Annotated in this window: 20 protein-coding genes; 4 read left to right on the top strand and 16 right to left on the bottom strand. The window is 69.2% G+C overall.

Translation table 11 applies throughout. From position 1 onward, the window contains the following. The first annotated feature begins 218 nt into the window (after nt 1-218). Entirely contained in the window at nt 219-890 is a 672-nt protein-coding gene (locus tag KB201_RS03775; protein ID WP_078113380.1) for a ComF family protein, read from the top strand. A 17-nt stretch (nt 891-907) separates the two neighbouring features. On the opposite strand, the gene lpqB is transcribed toward KB201_RS03775, so the two are convergent. From lpqB to mtrA, 3 genes are read right to left on the bottom strand one after another with little or no spacing between them, the layout of a single operon-like run. After that, the gene (gene lpqB / locus KB201_RS03770) at nt 908-2,656 is read right to left on the bottom strand and encodes an MtrAB system accessory lipoprotein LpqB (RefSeq protein WP_078113325.1); all 1,749 of its coding nucleotides are present in this window, start codon (nt 2,654-2,656) and stop codon (nt 908-910) included. Continuing rightward, nucleotides 2,653-4,326, bottom strand: coding sequence for an MtrAB system histidine kinase MtrB (mtrB, locus tag KB201_RS03765; protein WP_058251944.1), 1,674 nt, complete (start codon nt 4,324-4,326; stop codon nt 2,653-2,655). The genes lpqB and mtrB overlap by 4 nt, the downstream gene beginning before the upstream one ends. Then, a complete protein-coding gene (gene mtrA / locus KB201_RS03760; protein WP_091344371.1) occupies nt 4,323-5,009 on the bottom strand; it encodes an MtrAB system response regulator MtrA in 687 nt (228 codons plus the stop codon). The genes mtrB and mtrA overlap by 4 nt, the downstream gene beginning before the upstream one ends. 88 nt (nt 5,010-5,097) lie before the next feature. On the opposite strand from mtrA, the gene KB201_RS03755 reads away from it, so the two are divergent. Together KB201_RS03755 and KB201_RS24745 are read left to right on the top strand one after the other, a co-directional pair. Continuing rightward, nucleotides 5,098-5,751, top strand: coding sequence for a dTMP kinase (locus tag KB201_RS03755; RefSeq protein ID WP_078113324.1), 654 nt, complete (start codon nt 5,098-5,100; stop codon nt 5,749-5,751). Between the two features lie 379 nt (nt 5,752-6,130). After that, nucleotides 6,131-6,646 (top strand): hypothetical protein, encoded by a 516-nt coding sequence (locus tag KB201_RS24745; protein ID WP_307848031.1) that lies wholly within the window; start codon nt 6,131-6,133, stop codon nt 6,644-6,646. Nucleotides 6,647-6,732: 86 nt separating this feature from the next. On the opposite strand, the gene ahcY is transcribed toward KB201_RS24745, so the two are convergent. The 12 genes from ahcY to KB201_RS03690 form a co-directional block, all read right to left on the bottom strand. Then, nucleotides 6,733-8,202 (bottom strand): adenosylhomocysteinase, encoded by a 1,470-nt coding sequence (gene ahcY, locus KB201_RS03745; RefSeq protein WP_159371312.1) that lies wholly within the window; start codon nt 8,200-8,202, stop codon nt 6,733-6,735. A gap of 109 nt (nt 8,203-8,311) precedes the next feature. After that, entirely contained in the window at nt 8,312-8,491 is a 180-nt protein-coding gene (locus KB201_RS03740; RefSeq protein WP_065631842.1) for a methionine/alanine import family NSS transporter small subunit, read from the bottom strand. Then, on the bottom strand, nt 8,488-10,065 hold the full coding sequence (locus tag KB201_RS03735) for a sodium-dependent transporter (RefSeq protein ID WP_211538381.1): 1,578 nt from the start codon (nt 10,063-10,065) through the stop codon (nt 8,488-8,490). Before KB201_RS03735 ends, KB201_RS03740 begins: the two co-directional genes overlap by 4 nt. 188 nt (nt 10,066-10,253) lie before the next feature. Then, nucleotides 10,254-10,556 carry a WXG100 family type VII secretion target gene (locus KB201_RS03730; RefSeq protein WP_058251950.1) on the bottom strand — a complete coding sequence of 101 codons (303 nt, stop codon included), beginning with the start codon at nt 10,554-10,556 and terminating at the stop codon, nt 10,254-10,256. 46 nt (nt 10,557-10,602) lie between these two features. Next, on the bottom strand, nt 10,603-10,926 hold the full coding sequence (locus KB201_RS03725) for a WXG100 family type VII secretion target (protein ID WP_014927790.1): 324 nt from the start codon (nt 10,924-10,926) through the stop codon (nt 10,603-10,605). 118 nt (nt 10,927-11,044) lie between these two features. Further along, a complete protein-coding gene (locus KB201_RS03720; RefSeq protein ID WP_058251951.1) occupies nt 11,045-11,875 on the bottom strand; it encodes an ESX secretion-associated protein EspG in 831 nt (276 codons plus the stop codon). Then, nucleotides 11,872-12,930 carry a PPE domain-containing protein gene (locus KB201_RS03715; protein WP_211538380.1) on the bottom strand — a complete coding sequence of 353 codons (1,059 nt, stop codon included), beginning with the start codon at nt 12,928-12,930 and terminating at the stop codon, nt 11,872-11,874. Before KB201_RS03715 ends, KB201_RS03720 begins: the two co-directional genes overlap by 4 nt. A 77-nt stretch (nt 12,931-13,007) precedes the next feature. Beyond that, nucleotides 13,008-13,319, bottom strand: coding sequence for a PE family protein (locus tag KB201_RS03710; RefSeq protein WP_065631837.1), 312 nt, complete (start codon nt 13,317-13,319; stop codon nt 13,008-13,010). After that, nucleotides 13,316-14,608, bottom strand: a complete 1,293-nt coding sequence (locus KB201_RS03705; protein ID WP_249145034.1) for a hypothetical protein — start codon at nt 14,606-14,608, stop codon at nt 13,316-13,318. Before KB201_RS03705 ends, KB201_RS03710 begins: the two co-directional genes overlap by 4 nt. Nucleotides 14,609-14,655: 47 nt before the next feature. Next, nucleotides 14,656-14,964: a type VII secretion target gene (locus tag KB201_RS03700; protein WP_058251955.1), complete on the bottom strand. Its 309-nt coding sequence runs from the start codon at nt 14,962-14,964 to the stop codon at nt 14,656-14,658. Nucleotides 14,965-15,022: 58 nt separating this feature from the next. Then, entirely contained in the window at nt 15,023-15,334 is a 312-nt protein-coding gene (locus tag KB201_RS03695; protein WP_065631898.1) for a YbaB/EbfC family nucleoid-associated protein, read from the bottom strand. An 8-nt stretch (nt 15,335-15,342) separates the two neighbouring features. Further along, nucleotides 15,343-15,723 carry a hypothetical protein gene (locus KB201_RS03690; RefSeq protein ID WP_065631835.1) on the bottom strand — a complete coding sequence of 127 codons (381 nt, stop codon included), beginning with the start codon at nt 15,721-15,723 and terminating at the stop codon, nt 15,343-15,345. A gap of 373 nt (nt 15,724-16,096) precedes the next feature. Here KB201_RS03690 and KB201_RS03685 point away from each other — a divergent pair, with 373 nt between their 5' ends. Next, nucleotides 16,097-17,743, top strand: a complete 1,647-nt coding sequence (locus KB201_RS03685; protein ID WP_211538378.1) for a MinD/ParA family protein — start codon at nt 16,097-16,099, stop codon at nt 17,741-17,743. 203 nt (nt 17,744-17,946) lie between these two features. Here the strand turns inward: KB201_RS03685 and KB201_RS03680 are convergent, their stop codons facing one another. Further along, nucleotides 17,947-18,573 carry a DedA family protein gene (locus KB201_RS03680; RefSeq protein WP_068969975.1) on the bottom strand — a complete coding sequence of 209 codons (627 nt, stop codon included), beginning with the start codon at nt 18,571-18,573 and terminating at the stop codon, nt 17,947-17,949. Between the last annotated feature and the right edge of the window lie 152 nt (nt 18,574-18,725).

Genomic DNA, 18,725 nt, shown 5'->3' with positions numbered 1-18,725 from the left:
GCAAAAGCGGTCGTGGCCGGCACACCTCGACGGCCTCCGGCAACCTGCTGTACCCCCGACCGTAGCCGCAAGTTCCGGTATCGGCCACGTTTTGCGGCGCGGCGTCGGCATGTCGGGACGAACGGGCACGAGATCCTCCCGCGAGCACCCGTGCCCCGGTTGTGCACAGCCTCGCCCACCGCCCCGCACACCTGTGCGAGGTGCACTACCGTCGGCGCGTGACGTGGCGCCGGCAGGTCTTCGAGGCGGGAACCGATCTGATGTTCCCGATGGTCTGCGGCGGGTGCGGTCGCCCAGGTACCCGGTGGTGCCGACGATGCGAGCGCGCGTTGTCCGACGCCCCGATCGCGGCCCACCCGCGGGTCGCGCCCGGCGTCCCGGTCTGGGCGCTGGGCCGGTACCGCGGTCCGCATCGGCAGGCGATCATCGCGCTCAAGGAACACGACCGTCGCGATCTCGCCCGGCCCCTCGGCACCGCTCTCGCGCTCGGTGTCCGCGTGCTGGCCCGGTGGGGTGAGCTCCCCGACGCCGAACGGATGCTGCTGATCCCGGCACCGACCCGCCGGATGACGGCGCGGCGGCGCGGCGGGGACCCCGTCACGGCGGTGGCGGCGAACGCGGCGCCCGCACTGGGCCGACGGGTACGGGTCGCACCGCTGCTGGTGACGTCGGCGACGGCACGGGACTCCGCCGGACTCGACGCCCGGGCCCGCGCCCGGAATCTACGCGGCGCCGTCCGGCTGCGCTCCGGCGCCGTCCCGGCCCCCGGGGCGAGCGCGATCCTGGTCGACGACGTGCTGACGACCGGCGCGACCGTGACCGAATCGGTGCGCGTGCTCGCCGAGACCGGCGTCGACGTCGCGGCGGTCGTCGTGCTCGCAGCTGCCTGACGGTAGCGGCTCGGATTTCAGGGCAGGACCGGGATCGCGCCCTCGATCATCGCCGGCTCGACCTCGGTCCAGTACTGGTCGGGTTGGCCGTTGCTGCTGCCGAGTCGCAGCACACCGCGCTGATCGCCCACGTAGATCGTCGAGGCGTTGGCGACCACCGCCCGCACCGGCGGTGACACGTTGCCGCTCAGCAGGCCAACCGCCGGGGTGCCGTCGATCGACAGTTGCACGACCGGCGACTCGGGTGCCTCGCGCGCGATCATCAGCGTCGTCGGCGACGCCCAGTCCACCGAGACCGCGCGGTTGCCGATGTTGTAGGCCGCGATCCGCGGGCTGGTCAGCGACACCTGGCCCTCGGTGTTGGTCGACAGCACCGCGAAGACGATCTGTCCGCCGACCACCAGTGCGGTGCGCACACCGTCCGGGGCCACCTGCATCTCGGTGATCGCGCCTCGCGCGACCGTAGGAATCGCCGAAGCCTCGACGGGCACGGTGGCGGTGCCGTCGTCGTCGCGTTGCCATTGGATCGGTTTGCCGTCGACGACGACCCACACGGTGTTCTCGTCGGAGCCGAACGACGGCCGGGTGATCGACGACCCGCCGACGATCGGTCCGACGTCGCCGCCGTAGTCGCCGATCACCAGTTCGAGCCTGCGCTCGGGTCCGGACAGACTCCGGACCGCGGCCACCCGCGCCCCGTTGTCGGAGATGGTCGCCGACCGCAGATCGCGCGCCGACCCGAGCGGCCCCTGCACCGGCACGGTCGCGGTGTCGGTCACCGCTCGCAACGCGCCGCCCGTGACGATGTTGAGCCCGACATCGGTGGTCGTCACAGAGTTCGGATCGAAGGCCCGCACGTCGGTGGTCTGCCATCCGGAGGCGCGTTCGGCGGCCAGCGGCGCGCCGTCGGCGTCGATGACGTAGGGCCCGGATATGTCGGCGCCGTCGAGCGTCCAGATGATCTGCGCCGCCAGCAGGTTGCGATCCCGCGCGGGGGCGCTCCCGATGCCGTCGAGATCCACACGCACGCCGCCCCCGGCGAGGCCGACGACCGGACCCCGCAGCGCGGCTCCGTTGGGGAAGCCGCTGTCCACTGCCGCCGCGAGGTCCGACGCGGGTCCCGCGATCAACCGGTTCACCAGCACGGTCGGGTCGGTCGCCTGTCCCGCGTAGAGCCAGCGCGGGTCGGGGACGAGCCGGCGCCCGGTGCGGTCGCTGTAGTACAGCGAGACCGGCCGGTAGGTGCTGTCGAACTGGTCCCGGTCGATCATCGTGCCGTTCGGCAGGGGCCCGTCGATGCGCCACTGGTCTCCCGAGCGGGTGAGGCTGATGCTGGTCTCGACCCGTCCCGAGGCCGGCAGCAGCTGACCGTCGGACTTGAGGGTCCCGACGTTGTCGCCGATGAGCCGCATCCGCACCGAGTCCTCGTTGCGCTGGTCGACGAAGGTGTTGATCTCGTCGACGATCAGCGCATCGCCGCGGTCGTCCCACTGCTGCGAGGCGACCGAGGTCAGGAAGGCGCGCGCCGAGCGGTGCGCCGAGTCGGGATCGACGGTGGACTTCAGGAAGGCCCGCACCAGGGCCTCGGGATCCATGTCGGCCTGGGGCACCGGGACGGCGTTGGTCGCGCCCTCCCGTTCGAACGATTTGATCGGCTGGGGAGACGAGTCGTTGGGGATCGCCCCGCACGCGGTGACCAGCAGCAGCGCCGCGATGCCGAGCGCCAGCGCCAGGACGGCGCGGCCGGACCGGGATGACCGCATCATTCGGCACCCGCTCCCGGGCCCGCGGCGCGCCCACCCGTCCTGGGCGCGGATGTGCGCTGCAGGGTGCCCACCGACTTCAGGGGCAGCGGCGAACCGAGGACCTTGTGCCCGCGCACGAGCGGCAACGTCAACCGGAAGCACGCGCCCTTGCCCGGTTCACCCCACGCCTCGAGGCGCCCCTGGTGCAGGCGGGCGTCCTCGATGCTGATGGCCAGGCCGAGGCCGGTACCGCCCGAACGCCGGAATCGCGACGGGTCGGATCGCCAGAACCGGTTGAACACCAGCTTCTCCTCCCCCGGCCGCAGTCCGATGCCCTGATCGCGCACGGTGATGGCCACCGCGTCACCATCCGAACGCATGGTGAGCGTCACCGGTTTCCGTTCGCCGTGATCGATGGCGTTGGCGAGCAGGTTCCGCAGGATGCGTTCGACGCGACGCGGATCGATCTCGGCCAGGACGGGTTCGGCCGGGAGATCGAGGACGAGCTCGGTGCCGGTCTCCTCGGCGAGGTGACCGACGGTGGCCAGGGCACCGTCGATCGGGATGGCCATGTCCATCCGCTCGGCGGCCAGTTCGGCCATGCCGGCGTCGTGACGCGAGATCTCCAGGAGCTCGTTGAGCAACGTCTCGAAGCGGTCGAGTTCCTTGTCCAGCAATTCCACCGACCGCTTGCGGACCGGGTCGAGATCCTCGCGGCCCTCGTAGAGCACGTCGGAGGCCATCCGCACGGTGGTCAGCGGTGTGCGCAGTTCGTGGCTGACGTCGGAGGTGAACTGCCGCTGCAGTCCGCCGAACTCCTCGAGATGGGTGATCTGCTTGGACAGGCTCTCGGCCATGTCGTTGAAGGACATCGCGAGCCGGGCCATGTCGTCCTCACCGCGGACCGGCATTCGCTCCTTCAGCCGGCCGTCGGCGAACCGCACCGCGATCCGCGACGCCGACCGCACCGGGATGACGACCTGACGCGACACGAGCCACGCGATCGCGGCCAGCAGACCGAGTAGCACGATGCTGCCCGTCAGCAGCGTGCCGCGGACGAGGTCGAGCGTGTTCTGTTCCGCCGTCAGCGGGAACACCAGGTACAACTCGAGGCCGGGCACCGAGGCGTTCGTGGGACTGCCGACGATCAGCGCCGGCGCCCGACCCCCCGTCCCGTCGGGGACCTGGGTGTACTGGTATGCCACCTGACCGCCGCGGACCATGTCCCGCAGGTTCGACGGCACCTCGGCCGTCGGCCCGACGCCGCTCGCGACCCCGTTGTCGGACCCGCCCGGCACCAGCAGGACGGTGTCGAAGGCACCGACGGCACCTGACGCCTGCCCGGTGTCGGCGTCCCGGTCGGTGAGCAGGGACCGCGTCTGACGCAAACGGTTCTGGACGGACATGTTGCCCGCGCCGCTCGACAGATCGCGCTCCACCGAGATGCGGGCGCGATCGATCTCCTCGGTCGCCGCCGCCAGCTTGACGTCGAGCAACCGGTCGGTGATCTGGGTGACGAGGACGAAGCCGAGAATGAGGAGAACGACGACCGACAGCACCAACGTGGACACCACGACCCGCAACTGCAGCGAGCGCCGCCAGATGTGCCCGAAGGCACGTCCGACAGCGCCGGCGGTGCGGGTGAAGCGTCCGAGAGTGCTGTTGACCCGTCGTCGAGATCGACCGATCACGGCGGGCCGGCCTTGTAGCCGACCCCCCTCACCGTCAGGACGACCTCGGGATTCTCCGGGTCGGTTTCGACCTTCGCGCGTAACCGCTGGACATGCACGTTGACGAGTCTAGTGTCCGCCGGATGCCGGTATCCCCACACCTGTTCGAGGAGGACGTCGCGGGTGAACACCTGACGGGGCTTGCGCGCGAGCGCGACCAGCAGGTCGAACTCGAGCGGGGTCAGCGAGATCGGCACGCCGTCGCGGGTGACCTTGTGCGCGGGCACATCGATCTCCACCGGGCCGATCGACAGCAGCTCGGCCGGTTCCTCGTCGGTCCGGCGCAGGCGCGCACGCACCCGGGCGACCAGCTCCTTCGGCTTGAACGGTTTGACCATGTAGTCATCGGCGCCGGATTCCAGGCCCAGCACCACATCGACGGTGTCGGACTTCGCCGTCAGCATCACGATGGGCACACCCGAATCGGCACGCAGCACACGGCAGACGTCGATGCCGTTCATGCCGGGCAGCATGAGGTCGAGAAGCACCAGATCGGGACGGATCTCCCGGACCGCGGTCAGAGCCTGTGTGCCGTCGCCCACCACGAAGGGCTCGAAACCCTCGCCGCGCAACACGATCGTCAGCATCTCGGCGAGTGCGGCGTCGTCGTCGACGACGAGGATGCGGGGTTTCATGTTGTCAATGGTGACATCACCGTGATGAAACCGTGGTGATCGACGCGCCGGGACGGACGTTCTGACCCGTTTGGATCCACCACCTAGACTCCCCCGCGTGGGTCAATTGATAGCCGTGGAAGGACTCGACGGCGCCGGCAAGAACACCTTGGTCACCGGTCTGATCGACCGATGGTCAGCGGTCGGACTCCGGGTCGCGACGTTCACCTTCCCCCGCTACGGCCGGTCGGCGACCGCCGACATCGCGGCCGAAGCGCTCCACGGTTCGCACGGTGACCTACGCGACAGCGTCTACGCGATGGCACTGCTGTTCGCGCTCGACCGGGCCGGAGCGGTCGGGGACATCCACGCCGCCACCGAAGCCCACGACATCGTGATCCTGGACCGCTATGTCGCGTCCAACGCCGCCTACAACGCCGCACGTCTGGAGCAGGGCGCCGGCGGTGAGATGGTGCGGTGGGTCGTCGACCTGGAGTTCGGCCGATTCGACATGCCGGTCCCCGATCGCCATGTCCTGCTCGGGGTGCCACCGGAGGTCGCGATGCAGCGTGCTGCGTCGCGCGCCGACCAGGACGCGGCGCGAGCCCGGGACGCCTACGAACGCGACGACGCCCTGCAGCGCCGGGTCGACGCCGTCTATCGCGAACTCGCGGGGGACGGCTGGATGTCGCCCTGGTACCTGTTCGACGGCGAGGATGTCGCGGGCCTGGCCGACGACCTCCGTACCGACCGGACAGCACCGACCGAATGACGCGTCCGATGACCTCGCGGCGCCCTTTCGATAGCCTTGAACCACCGATTCTGAAGGGCGTTTCATGACCTATCAGCCACCGCCACCAGGTGGTGGACCGCCGCCGTACGGTCCGCCGGGCCCCGGCCGGCCGGGCCCGGGTCCTCAGGGTTCGGGCCCGCCGGGTCCCGGCAGGCAGGGCCCCGGTCAACAGGGTCCCGGTCAGCAGTACGGCCCGGGTCGGCAACCAGTGCCCGGTCCGCATCGCCCGGGGGGATACGGCCCTCCGCCCGCCCCGTACGGCCGCCCCCCGTTCGCCCCGGGACAGTACGGTCCCTCCGCGTCCGGGACTCCCGGCTTCGGAGGCCCGCCCGGCCCGCCGCCGCGTGGCAACACCGGGGTGATCGTCGCCTGGGTGCTCGGCGGCGTCGCGATCGTCGCGGTGATAGCCCTGGTGCTCACGGTGGTGGTGACCAGATCGTCGTCGGACGACACCGTGGTCGCCGGTTCGTCGAGCGCGACATCGGGCCCGACCTCCGCCTCCGACGACCCGTCGCCGAGTGAGAGCGGGTCGGAGCCGGGATCGACCGACTACACCGCCCTCTCCGAGATCCGGGCGGCGTTGCTCGCCTACATCACCGCCCGCAACGAGCGCGACATCGCGCGAATGCGCGCCGCGGTGTGCACCCAGTCCCGCGACCGGATCACCGGCGTACCCCCTGCCGACGGCGGAGACATCGTTCTCGACGGCTTCCTCGACACGGTCTTCGACGGCGACGTCGCCCAGTCCGAGGTCGTGTCCCACCTCGAGAAGGGCACGGAGAGAACGGCATCGGAGAAGTCGAACGAGCGCTTCCTCAAGGAGGAGGGTTCGTGGATCTACTGCCCCGACGCCGAACCCGACATCGGAACCTGACCTCGGGGACCCGGCTTTCGAACCCCCGGTCATAGAAAAAGGAGCCCCACCGAGGTGGGGCTCCTTTTCTATGACCGGGGGTTCGATCAGTAGCGGTAGTGCTCGGGCTTGTACGGCCCCTCGACATCGACGTTGATGTACTCGGCCTGCTCCTTGGTGAGCTTGGTGAGCTTGCCGCCGAGCGCCTCCACGTGGATGCGGGCCACCTTCTCGTCGAGGTGCTTGGGCAGGCGGTAGACCTCGTTGTCGTACTCGTCGTTCTTCGTCCAGAGTTCGATCTGCGCGATGACCTGGTTCGAGAAGCTGTTGCTCATGACGAACGAGGGGTGACCGGTCGCGTTGCCGAGGTTGAGCAGACGGCCTTCGGAGAGCACGATGATCGACTTGCCGTTCTCGAAGATCCACTGGTCGACCTGCGGCTTGACGGTGATGCGCTTGGCACCCGACCGCTCGAGGCCGGCCATGTCGATCTCGTTGTCGAAGTGGCCGATGTTGCCCAGGATCGCCTGGTGCTTCATCGCCCGCATGTGCTCGAGGGTGATGATGCCTAGGTTGCCGGTCGAGGTGATGACGATGTCGGCGTTGCCGATCGCGTCCTCGACGGTGACGACGTCGAAGCCGTCCATCAGCGCCTGCAGCGCGTTGATCGGGTCGATCTCGGTGACCTGGACGCGGGCGCCCTGGCCGGCCAGCGACTCCGCGCATCCCTTGCCCACGTCGCCGTAGCCGCAGATCAGCACCTTCTTGCCGCCGATGAGGACATCGGTGCCGCGGTTGATGCCGTCGATCAGCGAGTGGCGGGTCCCGTACTTGTTGTCGAACTTCGACTTGGTGACCGAGTCGTTGACGTTGATCGCCGGGAACGCGAGGTCGCCGGCGGCGGCGAACTGGTACAGCCGCAGCACACCGGTGGTGGTCTCCTCGGTGACGCCCTGGACCGACTCGGCGATCGCGGTCCACTTGCCCTTGTCCGTCTCGAACCGGTTGCGCAGCAGTTCGAGGAACACCTTGTACTCGGCGGGGTGATCGTCCTCCGCGGGCGGGACCACGCCGGCCTTCTCGAACTCGGCGCCGCGGAGCACCAGCATCGTGGCGTCGCCACCGTCGTCAAGGATCATGTTGGCCGGTTCACCGGGCCAGGTGAGCATCTCCTCGGCCGCCCACCAGTACTCCTCCAGGGTCTCGCCCTTCCAGGCGAAGACCGGCACACCCTTCGGCTCGTCCGGCGTGCCGTTGGGCCCGACGACGATCGCCGCGGCCGCGTGATCCTGGGTGGAGAAGATGTTGCACGACGCCCATCGCACCTCGGCGCCGAGCGCGGTGAGGGTCTCGATGAGGACCGCGGTCTGCACGGTCATGTGCAGCGAGCCGGAGATACGAGCTCCCTTGAGCGGCAACACGTCCGCGTATTCGCGTCGAAGCGCCATGAGTCCGGGCATCTCGTGCTCGGCGAGCTCGATCTCCTTGCGGCCGAAGTCCGCGAGGGACAGGTCGGCCACCTTGTAGTCGATTCCGTTGCGGCTGTCGGCCTTCAGCTCGTCCTGAGCAGTCGTCACTTGATCCCCTTGTCGTTCGCGTCGGGCGCCCGTCGATGCGGGCGCGAATGCGTTCGATCCAGGCTAACCGAACGACCGGGCGGTTCCGAGGGGCAGGTGCTCCGGGGCCTCAGGTGTCGCGCGAGGGGTGGGGCCGGGCCGCGCGGTCGGCGTCCTCCCGGACCATGTCCGGATCCTCTGCCAAGTCCTCCACCTCGGGCCGACGACGGAGGAACACGATGCTCGCGACGAGCCCACCCCACACGATGGTGATCGACACGATGAGCATGACGATGGCGATACCGCTCATCGGACGGTCTCCTTCGTGGACGGGCCGGAAGTGCGGCCGGTGTCGGCCAGCGGTGGCCACGGTAGGAAGTCCGGTTGATCCCGGCCCTTCCAGGACGGCAGGGTGAGCAGCACCGCAGCCACGACGACCAGCGCGATCGTGCCCCAGCCGAAGACGCCGAGGTACCACGTCGGGTATCCCTCGTATCCCTCGTCGATGACCGACCACACCTTCTGCACCAGCATGATCGTGAGGAAGATCGGCGCCACGACCCCGACGAGCGCCAGCCAGATCTTGCCGACCTTGAACGTCGAGACGGCATTCAGGTGCTGGCGCAGCATGTCTCCGCGGCGGAGCACCCAGATGAGGATGACCGTCATCATGATCGCCGACGCGACGACGCCGACGTTGTTGGCGAACATGTCCACCGTGTCGAGGGCGATCAGGCCCGAGGTCGTGGAGAACAGGGCGATCGAGATCAGGCCACAGATGCCGGAGACGCCGACCGCCGCCTTGGTGCGGCTGATGCCCCACTTGTCCTGGAGCGCACCGGACACACCGATCATCAGCGAGATGAGCGAGGTGAAGCCCGCGATCACGAGCGAGCCGAAGAACAAGGCCCCGAAGAACGCGGCGCCCGGCATCTCCGAGATGACTGCCGGGAACGTGACGAAGGACAGGATCGGACCGGTCAGGCCCTCGAGATCCGAGACGGCCACCTGCTGCTGGTAGGCCAGGAATCCGAGCGCCGAGAACACGCCGATGCCGGCGAGGATCTCGAACGAGGAGTTGGCGAACGCGACGACCAGACCCGAGCTGGTCATGTTGGCCCTGCGTCGCTGGAACGACGCATAGGCGATCATGATGCCGAACGCGATCGACAACGAGAAGAAGATCTGGCTGTAGGCCGCGATCCACACGTCGAGGTCCTTCAGAGCGGCCCACTGCGGGGTGAAGAGGGCGTTAAGCCCGTCGGCGGCGCCGGGCAGGGTGATCGCCCGGATCACCAGACCGGTGAACCCGATGAACAGCAACGGGATGAACACGATGTTGACCTTCTCGATGCCGTTCGCGACACCGAGCGCCAGGACGGCCAGCACCGCGAGCCACACGATGACCAGGGGCAGTGCGACGCCGCCGACGATGGTCGTCGAGACACCCGGATCACCGACCTGGAGGTAGTCCTGCGTGAAGAAGGTAGCCGGGTCGTCGCCCCAGCTCTGGTTGAACGAGAAGACGAAGTAACTGGCCGCCCACGCGATGACCGCCGCGTAGTAGACGCCGATGACGAACAACAGACCGGTCTGGAACCAGCCCAGCGCCTCGACCGGCTTCTTGATGCGTCGGAACGACAGTGGTGCGGTGCCGCGGAAGCGGTGCCCGACCGCGTAGTCGAGGAACAGCACGGGAATGCCCGCGGTCAGCAGGGCGACCAGATACGGGATGAGGAACGCGCCACCGCCGCTCTCGTACGCGACGCCCGGGAAGCGCCAGATGTTGCCGAGGCCCACTGCGGAACCGATTGCGGCGAAGATGAAGCCGGAGTTCCGGGTGAACTGCTCCCGACCACCTCCGACGGTCTTGGCAGATGCCACCGCTTACCTCCTCGTCGAGATCTGCGCCCTCGGGGCACGGGTGCCGCGAGGTCTGTAGACGTCGACGCTATCGCACGAAGCGGGACTCCCGCGGGCGTTGGCAGACGGCGCGCCCGAACGCGAACGGGGACCCCGGCGCACGGCCGTGGGGTCCCCGTCCTGACGTCGGGCTACGTATCGGTCGGCGGTCAGACGAGACCGCGGAAACCCGTTCCGATCGCTGCGTCGGTGTCCTGCATGACGCGGCTGGCGTTGCTGACACCCTGCTCCAGCGCGGTCAGCGAGTCACGGGACTGGGTGAAGATCCGATCGAAGGCACCCTGCGCGTCGACGTAGGCGGCCTTGGCCTGCTGGGAGTTCCAGTTCCCGTCAAGGGCGGCGACCTGCGCCTTGAGCTGCGAGTTCAGGTCCTCGAGCCGGGTGAAGGCAGCCCGGAGGCCGCCGCTGAGATCGCCGAGAGCGGCGAAGTCGTAATTGATGGAGCCGTTCATGGTGGGTTCCTTTCGCAGAACGTGAGGTTCGGGATGCGGACCGGTGTCAGACGCTGGTGTTGAGTCCGCGCGCGGCAGCCGCGTCCTGGTCCTCGTAGCCGGCGAAGCCGTTGGTGAGCTGGGTCTTGATCTGCTCCAGCAGCTGGTTCATGGTCAGCGCGGCCTTGTTCCAGTCGGTGTGCGTGCCGTCGAACGCGACACCGGCCGAGCCCTGCCACGTGGGTGTGGCGTTTCCGGCGTGCTGGGCGATCTGGTTGATGACGGCCTTCATGTCCTCGACGAGACTGCCGACCTTGGCTGCGGTGGCCTGTCCGTCCGCGACGTTCACGGTGACGCCGGCGCCGCCGCCTGCTCCGGGCAAGTTCAGCATGAGTGCTCCTCCTGTGTAACGGCACCGTTTGGCGATGCCCCCGTTGGTATCCGTGACACAGATACCCCTGACAGTTGATTCCCGCGGCGGTCTGTTCCGCGGAATCCCCCGATGCGGATCATGGCATCCATTTCCCGTCGGGCAGGGTCTCTATCAACAGGCTGACCGCCTGTGCGATTCGATGACCCGTTCCCGGCGAGAAGGTGGTCCACACCCGACCGTCCGGGGACTTGCTGGGACTGGACACGATTCGACCCCGTTCGGTGTCGAAAATCGCGACAGCTCCAGAAGATTGAGCGAATCGTCCGTCCTCGTTCATCGAGGCGACGACCTCGGTGCGGGTCCGGCACGACGCGAACCCTGCCGAGACGACGACGGCATCGGCCGGTGCGGCGCCGAGCGCGTGCAGGGCGTCGGTCGTCTCGGTGCCGGCCCGACAACGGCCGAGCCGGTCGACGACCTCGTCGGACGGAGCCGAGAAGGCCGTGAATTCAGCCGGCTCCGCGGCGGATTCGAGAGCGTCGAACTGAGCCCGCACGACCGCGGCGAGGGCCTCGACGTCGGCGACATCGACGACCGTGACGTCGACGCGACGGCCCGTCCGCGTCACGAGTACGTGGTCGTGGCCGTTGCGCGCCACACAGATTCGGCGAACCGCGTCGTCAGTGTAGGAGCGGATCTCGATCTCACGCTGCGGTTGCGCCAGCACCCGTAGCACCGTCGACGCCCACGGTGTGGGCTCACCGTGCTCGACGAGTTCGAGCGCCGCGATCACCGCGTCGGGATCGGCCTGGGTGACGTTGGCGGAGTCATTCCCGGTGTCGGACTCCGCGGCAACGTTCCCGAGGTCGAGGACGACCGGCCAGGTCTGGACTCCGAAACGTTCGCCGAGCCGGCACAGGACTGCGGCATCGAACGTCATCCCGGCGTCGTGCACGATCGGCATCATCGGCGTTCACCCGGGTTGCCGAGCATCAGCGTCTCCGATAGGTAGCGCGGATCGACGTCGGGCATTCCGTGCCCGTCTGGCGCCGATACATAATGCGCAGCAGGACGATCCGACGTGGCCAGCTCGGCCCAGGTCGTCTGTTCCGTGGATTCGGTCGCCACCGAGGGCGGAGGGTCGGACGAGTCCAGTTCGGCGGCGTCGGCGCCGACGGTGCGGACGACCGAACCGCGGTCCGCCGTGGCGACACCCGGGGCCACCGGCGGCGGTACGCCGGGGCCGGTGCCGGGGGCCGACGCCCCCGGAGCGCCGCCGGACGTCGTGGCGGGGACCTGCGATGGTCCGCTCGCGACGATCGTCGGTGCGTACTCCAGCTTCTCGGGCGGCGGCAGGAACACTCCCCCGATGCCCGCGGGCATCGCCGCACCCAGAGGCGCGGCCGGCGCCGGGGTCGGAGGTGGCGCGGCGGCCGCGCGGGCCGCCGCCGCCCGCTCGGCGGCGAGCGCGTCACCGGACACGAGCCCCGGTGCGGGTTTCGCCGATTCCCACGGCGCGGCAACAGGTTCGGTGGCATTCTCGTACGTCTGCATCACACGGGCAGCCCGCATTCGCTGGTGCGCGACCGCACGCTCGGCATGGGCGGCCGCACCGGCGATGATCGGTGCGACCGCGGTGGCGGTGGTTGCGATCTCGTGCAGTTTCTCGACGACGTCGACCTCGGCGAGGTCGGGCATGTTCAACCGCGCGACCGTGATCGCCGCGGCCTGGGCTTCGGCGCGTGTGGCATTCTCGGCCGCCTCGGTCGCGACTTCGGCGAACCACGGGGCCAGCCGGGTCAGCTTCTCGAAAGCCGCACTGGTGTGGGCGGACTGCCAATGTGCCCCCAGGCGTGCCAGCACGGCGGCGTACTCGACACCGGCTTCCCCGACCTCCGCGGCGAGAGCGGCCCAGGCCAGGCCAGCTTCCGCCAGCGGCGCGGGCCCGGGACCGGCGCCGAGGTCGGCGGCGAGCTGTTCGGTCGGGCGGGTGTCCCAGTTGACTCCGGTGAAGCCGATCACGAGCGCCTCCCTTCGATGCCGGCGGATTGTGGATGTGTGAGCGGAATGATGTTGCTACGCAGGCGGTTCGCGCTCTGCTACAGCGCCACCCGGAAGGCGTCCGACGCCTCGGCATCGCCCTCGATGAAGCCGGCGGCCTGCGCGCGGAGTACGGCGGCGATCTTCCGCATCTCCAGAACTCCCGTCGCCGCGTCGGTTTCGAACTTCTCGGCCACCGTCGTGAAACTCTCGGCAGCTGCGGTCGAGACCTCATCGCGACCCTGCGCGGCCACGGGCAACGCCCGACCGGCGGCGGTGAGCGCGTGCTCCAGGCGATCGGCGATCCGGTCGAGGTCGCTTGCCGCCGAGACCAGTTCGGCGGGTTCGACGCGGAGTTGCGAGTTGCTCATACTTCCTCGTTTCGTTTCGGACCGGGCACGCCCAGTCGCAGTTCGATGTCCGGGCTGGGATCGGGTTCTGCGGCTTCCTCATGGCCGATGACCGCTGGCGCGACCTCGGGCGACTCACCGACCACGCGACGGCCGTTGTCCTCGGTGACGAGATAGTCGGGTACCGAGTGCTGGTCGTCCGCGGCGCCCGCGCCCCGCGCGCCCGCGGCACCCATCGGGGCACCGCCCATCGGTGCGCCACCCATCGGCATAGCGGCGGGCGCCGTCACAGGCCTGGCGGTCGTCGATGCACCGAGCGCGGGTTCGCCGAGGTTGAAGTTCGTCGGGACGGTCGGTCGAGAAGCGCCCAGCGGCGTCGCTATTCCGCCCACGCCTCCGATGCCACCGCCACCGCCTCCTCCCCCGCCACCACCACCGCCGCCCGCGCCCTTCGACTTCGGCGACAGCGCAGCCGGGACGACGGCAGGTGAACCGTGTTCGACGTTCAGCATCTTGCTGATCGGTTGCATCAGCGAGGTGGGCAGTTCGGTGGCCGTCGACATCGCCGGCGACACGACGTCGAGGATCGAACTGGCCAGCGTGAACGGCGATTGTCCCGCGCCCGCGGTGGGTGCACCGGTGACGGCGACCGGGGCACCGTTCACGGCCATCGCCGTCGTCGGGCCGAGTAGTTCGGCCCGGGTCACCGCGACCGCGGCGGTCGCCTGCGACAGTCCGACGGAGGCGAACCCGGCCGCAGCTGCGAAGCCTGCGCCGACCGCCGGTCCCATCATCATCGGTACCGCGAAGCCGGTGATCTTCGCGACCGTCGCCGCGATGATCCCCTGCACGACTGCGAGTCCCTTTGCCACGATCGCGGCCGCCGTCTTGGTATCCAACGAGATCCCCGACCCCTGCGTGGCCAGAGCCGAACTGTTCGCCCCCGCCTCGGCGGTCTTGGCGCCGGCGCTCACCGCGCCCTGCCCTGCCCACAGCTGGTCGGCGAGTTTGAGTGCGCTCTGCCCCATCGTCATCGACGTCTCGAGCACCTTGGTGAGGCTCTCGAAGATGACGGTCGGGTCGAAGCCGCCACCCGAGAGGTCACCGGTGCCGAAACCGCCCAGCAGGTCGGTCATCGGTTTGATGAACATGTCCAGGTTCGGTGGCTGCAGCGGTGGCAGTCCCGGCATCGGCGGCAACGGGGGCAGCACCGGCAGCGGAGGCAGACCCAGTCCGCCCAGGACGTCGGCGACCGTGCGGTCGAGGATCGGGCCGAGCGGGGTCGCCTCGATCATCTCCTGCACAGTCATGTGATTCAGGGCAGGCACATCCGGGATGCCCGGTAGCGGTGGAACCGTCACAGCACCGAACGGATGGCTGCGGCACTGGCGGCATCGGTGCCCTCGAACTCGGCGAGACCCGCCGCAGTCGACGCCGCGGTGGCGGCATGGACGGCCGCGAGCTGCCCCACCGACATGAGGTGACTGGCCTGCGCAGCGATGAACGCGGCGAGGAACTCCTGCCCGATGAGCCCGAAGACGGGGACCATCGCCGCGGTGTTGGCCGCGGCGTCGATCGACCCGGCGGTGCCGACGGCGGTCGCCATCGCGGCGTTCGTGGCGGCGAAGCCCTCGAGCACCTCCGGCGTCACCTTGACGTTCGTCATTCTCGAACCCCCTCGTGGGTGTCAGTCTGATGGATCGGTGTCATGTCGGCCGGGTCCGTCATTCGGCCGGACGAGCGGCCAGGATGTCGCCGAACGACTCGTTGAACTCCTCGGTCACCGCGGCGATCCGGGCGTAGACCTTCTGTGCGGCCAGCGCGGCGGTCGTCACGACCTGGTCGGCCAGCCGGCTCGCGCCGAGTTCGTTGGCGCCGTATGCGAATTCGAGGTCGATGAGCGCGCCTTTGCCGTCCACCTCGGCGGTGACCAGCCCGTCGGACGACGTCTCCCGGACCGAGATCGCGCGTAGCTTCTCCTGAAACCCGTGCAGGCCGTCGAGCTGCCGTTGCGCGCGCGCCTCGAGTTCGTCCATCCCCCAGGTCATCGCTGCAACCACGACGCGGGCGCGTCGGCTTCCTCGTCGTCGCGCCATTCGGCTCGTGCGAGATCGTCCGGGCGGGGCAACTGCATCTCCTGCACGAGGTCTCGGTCGATGCCGGCGGCGAGCAGGTTCTCGCGGAGCCGGATACCGGCGGACATCGCCGCCTGCTGACAGAGTCGGAGGATGTCGCTGGCGAGCAGAGCCGGATCCTTGTCGAGTTCGGACGCCTCGATACGAACCGCCACCGGAAGACCTTGCGCGGTGGTCCGGACGCCGAGACCGCCGGATCGGGACCGCGCGGTCACGAACTCGTGCAACACCGCCCACGGGTCGTCGGGATCACCGTCGACGAGATCCCGAGGATCGTCGGAGTAGGTCATGGAAAGCTGCACCCCCTTCACGCCGAATATGACGCAGCCGGGGCCCCTTCCGGTTCCATCGAATTTTCGTTCGACGGAACCAGACCTCCCACATACGGATCCGTGAGGAACCGCGCACCCCGCTGCGCACATGTGTTGAGTGCCTGCATAGTGCCATACTCGGTTCGGCCCCACCACACCAGAGATGCACTATGCCGAACGCGTGTCCTCGAGACGGCCCTGTGGACGTCGTCCGGACCAGGTCGAGGACCTTGGGTAGACTGCCGCAGGACGCAGCCGGGGTCGATCGACAAAACGGGGTGGATCGCTGCACGCCTCGCCGAACTCGCCGCAACGCGATCGGCGCCCGGCCGCTTGACCAGAGGATTCCCCGATGACGTACGAGAACCCGACGAGACCGGACGGAACCGGGCCCGGCAGCCCTGATGCCGACGCCCCGGCGCCGCCGCCCTGGCTGCAGTTCGCCCCGCCGACCGCCGCTCCACAACAGCCGCCGGCAGCAGCACCCGCGGCGCCCGCACCCCGGGGACCGTCCGCACGTCCGGACAGCGCATCACCGGCCCGCGAGACGATGCCCCCGCGGCCGGACTTCGAAAACCGGTCCGCGCCACCGCCCGACCATCCCGCCGCCGTCCGTCCGCCCGCCGACCATGCCGGCGCCGCCGACCGCCCCGGGCCCACGCCCGCCGGTCCGCATCCTCACGACGGGCCCGCTCCGCCGGAGTCGCGTCCCGAGATCTCACCGGCCGAGAACCCGGTCGCTCCCCCGTGGCCGCCGCAGGCCCCTCCCGTCCCGGGGCCGGACCACTTCGGACCCCACAACCTCGGACCCGGGCACGTCACCGGCCCGGCACCGTCATCCGGAATGCCGCCGCACCCCGCCTCGCCGCAGATCGTGCCGCCCGCCCCGCCGGCTCCCCAGTCCGCTCCCGCGTGGTCCGCCCAGCCGGGGATGCCACCGACTCCGGTCGCCGGCCATCAACCTCCGCCGTACGCGGGCCCCGCTCCGATGGGCCCCGGTCCCGCCCCCGCCTTTCCCGGGCAGCCGATGCAGCACGGGTACGGGCCACCGTCGGGAGGCCCCTCACTCGACGAGGTGGCCCTCATCCGAAAGGCCCGTCGCGCACCGAGTCGCGGCTGGCGTCGTGCGGTGCACACGCTGTCGGCCGGCGCGATCAATCCCGGTGAGTCGCAGGGCGACATCGAATACCAGCAGCTGCTCGAACGGGTGAACCGGCCGGTCCGGGGCGACTATCGGATCGCCGTGTTGTCGCTGAAGGGCGGAGTCGGCAAGACGACGACCACCGTCGGCCTCGGCTCGACGTTCGCCTCCCTGCGGGGCGACCGCGTGATCGCCGTCGACGCCAATCCCGACCTCGGTACGCTCGCACAGCGCATTCCGCAGCAGACCCGGTCGACCGTCCGCGACCTGCTCGCCGATGAGAACGTCTACCGCTACTCAGACGTCCGGGCCCACACGTCGCAGGCCCCGAGTCGCCTCGAAGTCCTTGCCTCCGAACGAGATCCGGCGATGGCCGAGGCGTTCAACGAGGAGGAGTACCGCGGCGTCATCACCGTGCTGCAGCGCTTCTACAACATCATCATCACCGACTGCGGCACCGGTCTGAGCCACTCGGCGATGAACGGGGTCCTCGACCTCGCGAACACGATCATCCTCGTCAGTTCCCCGGCTCTCGACGGCGCACGCAGCGCCGGCGCGACCCTGGACTGGCTGGAGGCGCACGGTTTCGGACACCTCGTCTCGCGCGCCGTGGTCGTCCTGAGTTCGTCGCGACCCGGGTCGTCGACCATCGACACCGACCAGCTGGGTCAGCACTTCCTCACGCGGTGCCGCGCCGTGCACAAGATCCCGTTCGACGACCATCTCGCCGAAGGCGCGGACGTCGACCTCGAACTGATGTCGAAGCCGACGAAGCGATCGTTCATCGAACTCGCCGCGACCATCGCCGACGATTTCTCGGGTGCCCCCGGACAACGGGAGGAGCCGTTCCTCCGCTGACCGACCCCTGATCCCGAGCGGCGGAAGGGACCTGGTGAGACGCGGGGCAGACCCTTCGTGACGCGCCCTCCGCAAGCTCCGGGCGCTCCTCAGGGAGCGGCGGTTGGTCACGCCCTCCGCAAGCTCCGGGCGCTCCTCAGGGACCGGGGGTTGGTCACGCCCTCCGCAAGCTCCGTGCGCTCCTCAGGGACCGGCGGTTCGCCTCAGGGCGTCTCGGCGCGCCGATCGCGCCGCGCGATCCGCCAGCGCCGACCGAAGTGGATGAATGTCGGTATGACGATCGTGCACACGGAGGCGATGATGAAGATCTCGATGTTGTCGCGGATGACCGGGATGTTGCCGAGGAAGTAGCCGAGCAGGATGATCCCGGCCGCCCAGGTGAAACTGCCGAGCACACTGAACAGGGTGAACGTCCGATGTGGCATGCCGCTGAAGCCGGCGACCAGCGGGGTCAGGGTGCGGACGATCCCGATGAACCGGCCGAAGAACACGGTGAGCGGCCCGAAGCGGTCGAAGTAGTGGTTCGTCTTGGCGAGATACTCGGGTCCGATGGTGCGCATCAGCTTGCCCTCGACCACCCCGCGCCCCACACGGCGGCCGATGAAGTAGCCGCACTGGTCGCCGACGATCGCCGCCAGCGGCACAGCCAGGCACAACAGCCACAGCGGTGCGAAGGGATCGGGTTGCGCAGCGAACACGCCGGCGGTGAAGAGCACCGAGTCGCCGGGAAAGATGAACCCGACCAGGATGCCGGTCTCCACGAAGATCAGCACGCAGAGTCCGATGAGGCCACCGGTGGCCACGAAGGACTCGATGTCGAAGGGGTTCATCGAATCCAACACTAGTGGCGCAGCGACCCGCCGGGGCCCGGTGACCGTCGCGACGTGGCAAAGCGTCGGCAACCATTCAGATCCCGGCAACCCAGGTCCGGCCGGCACCCCGGCACCCGACGCGCACGACGACCGGTGATGCGGTTTACTCG

It is taken from the genome of Gordonia sp. SCSIO 19800 (genome assembly GCF_018132775.1).
GTDB classification, from domain to species: Bacteria; Actinomycetota; Actinomycetes; order Mycobacteriales; family Mycobacteriaceae; genus Gordonia; species Gordonia hongkongensis.
Note: the sequence above shows the minus strand (reverse complement) of the source record. Positions and strands in the feature narration are given on the sequence as shown.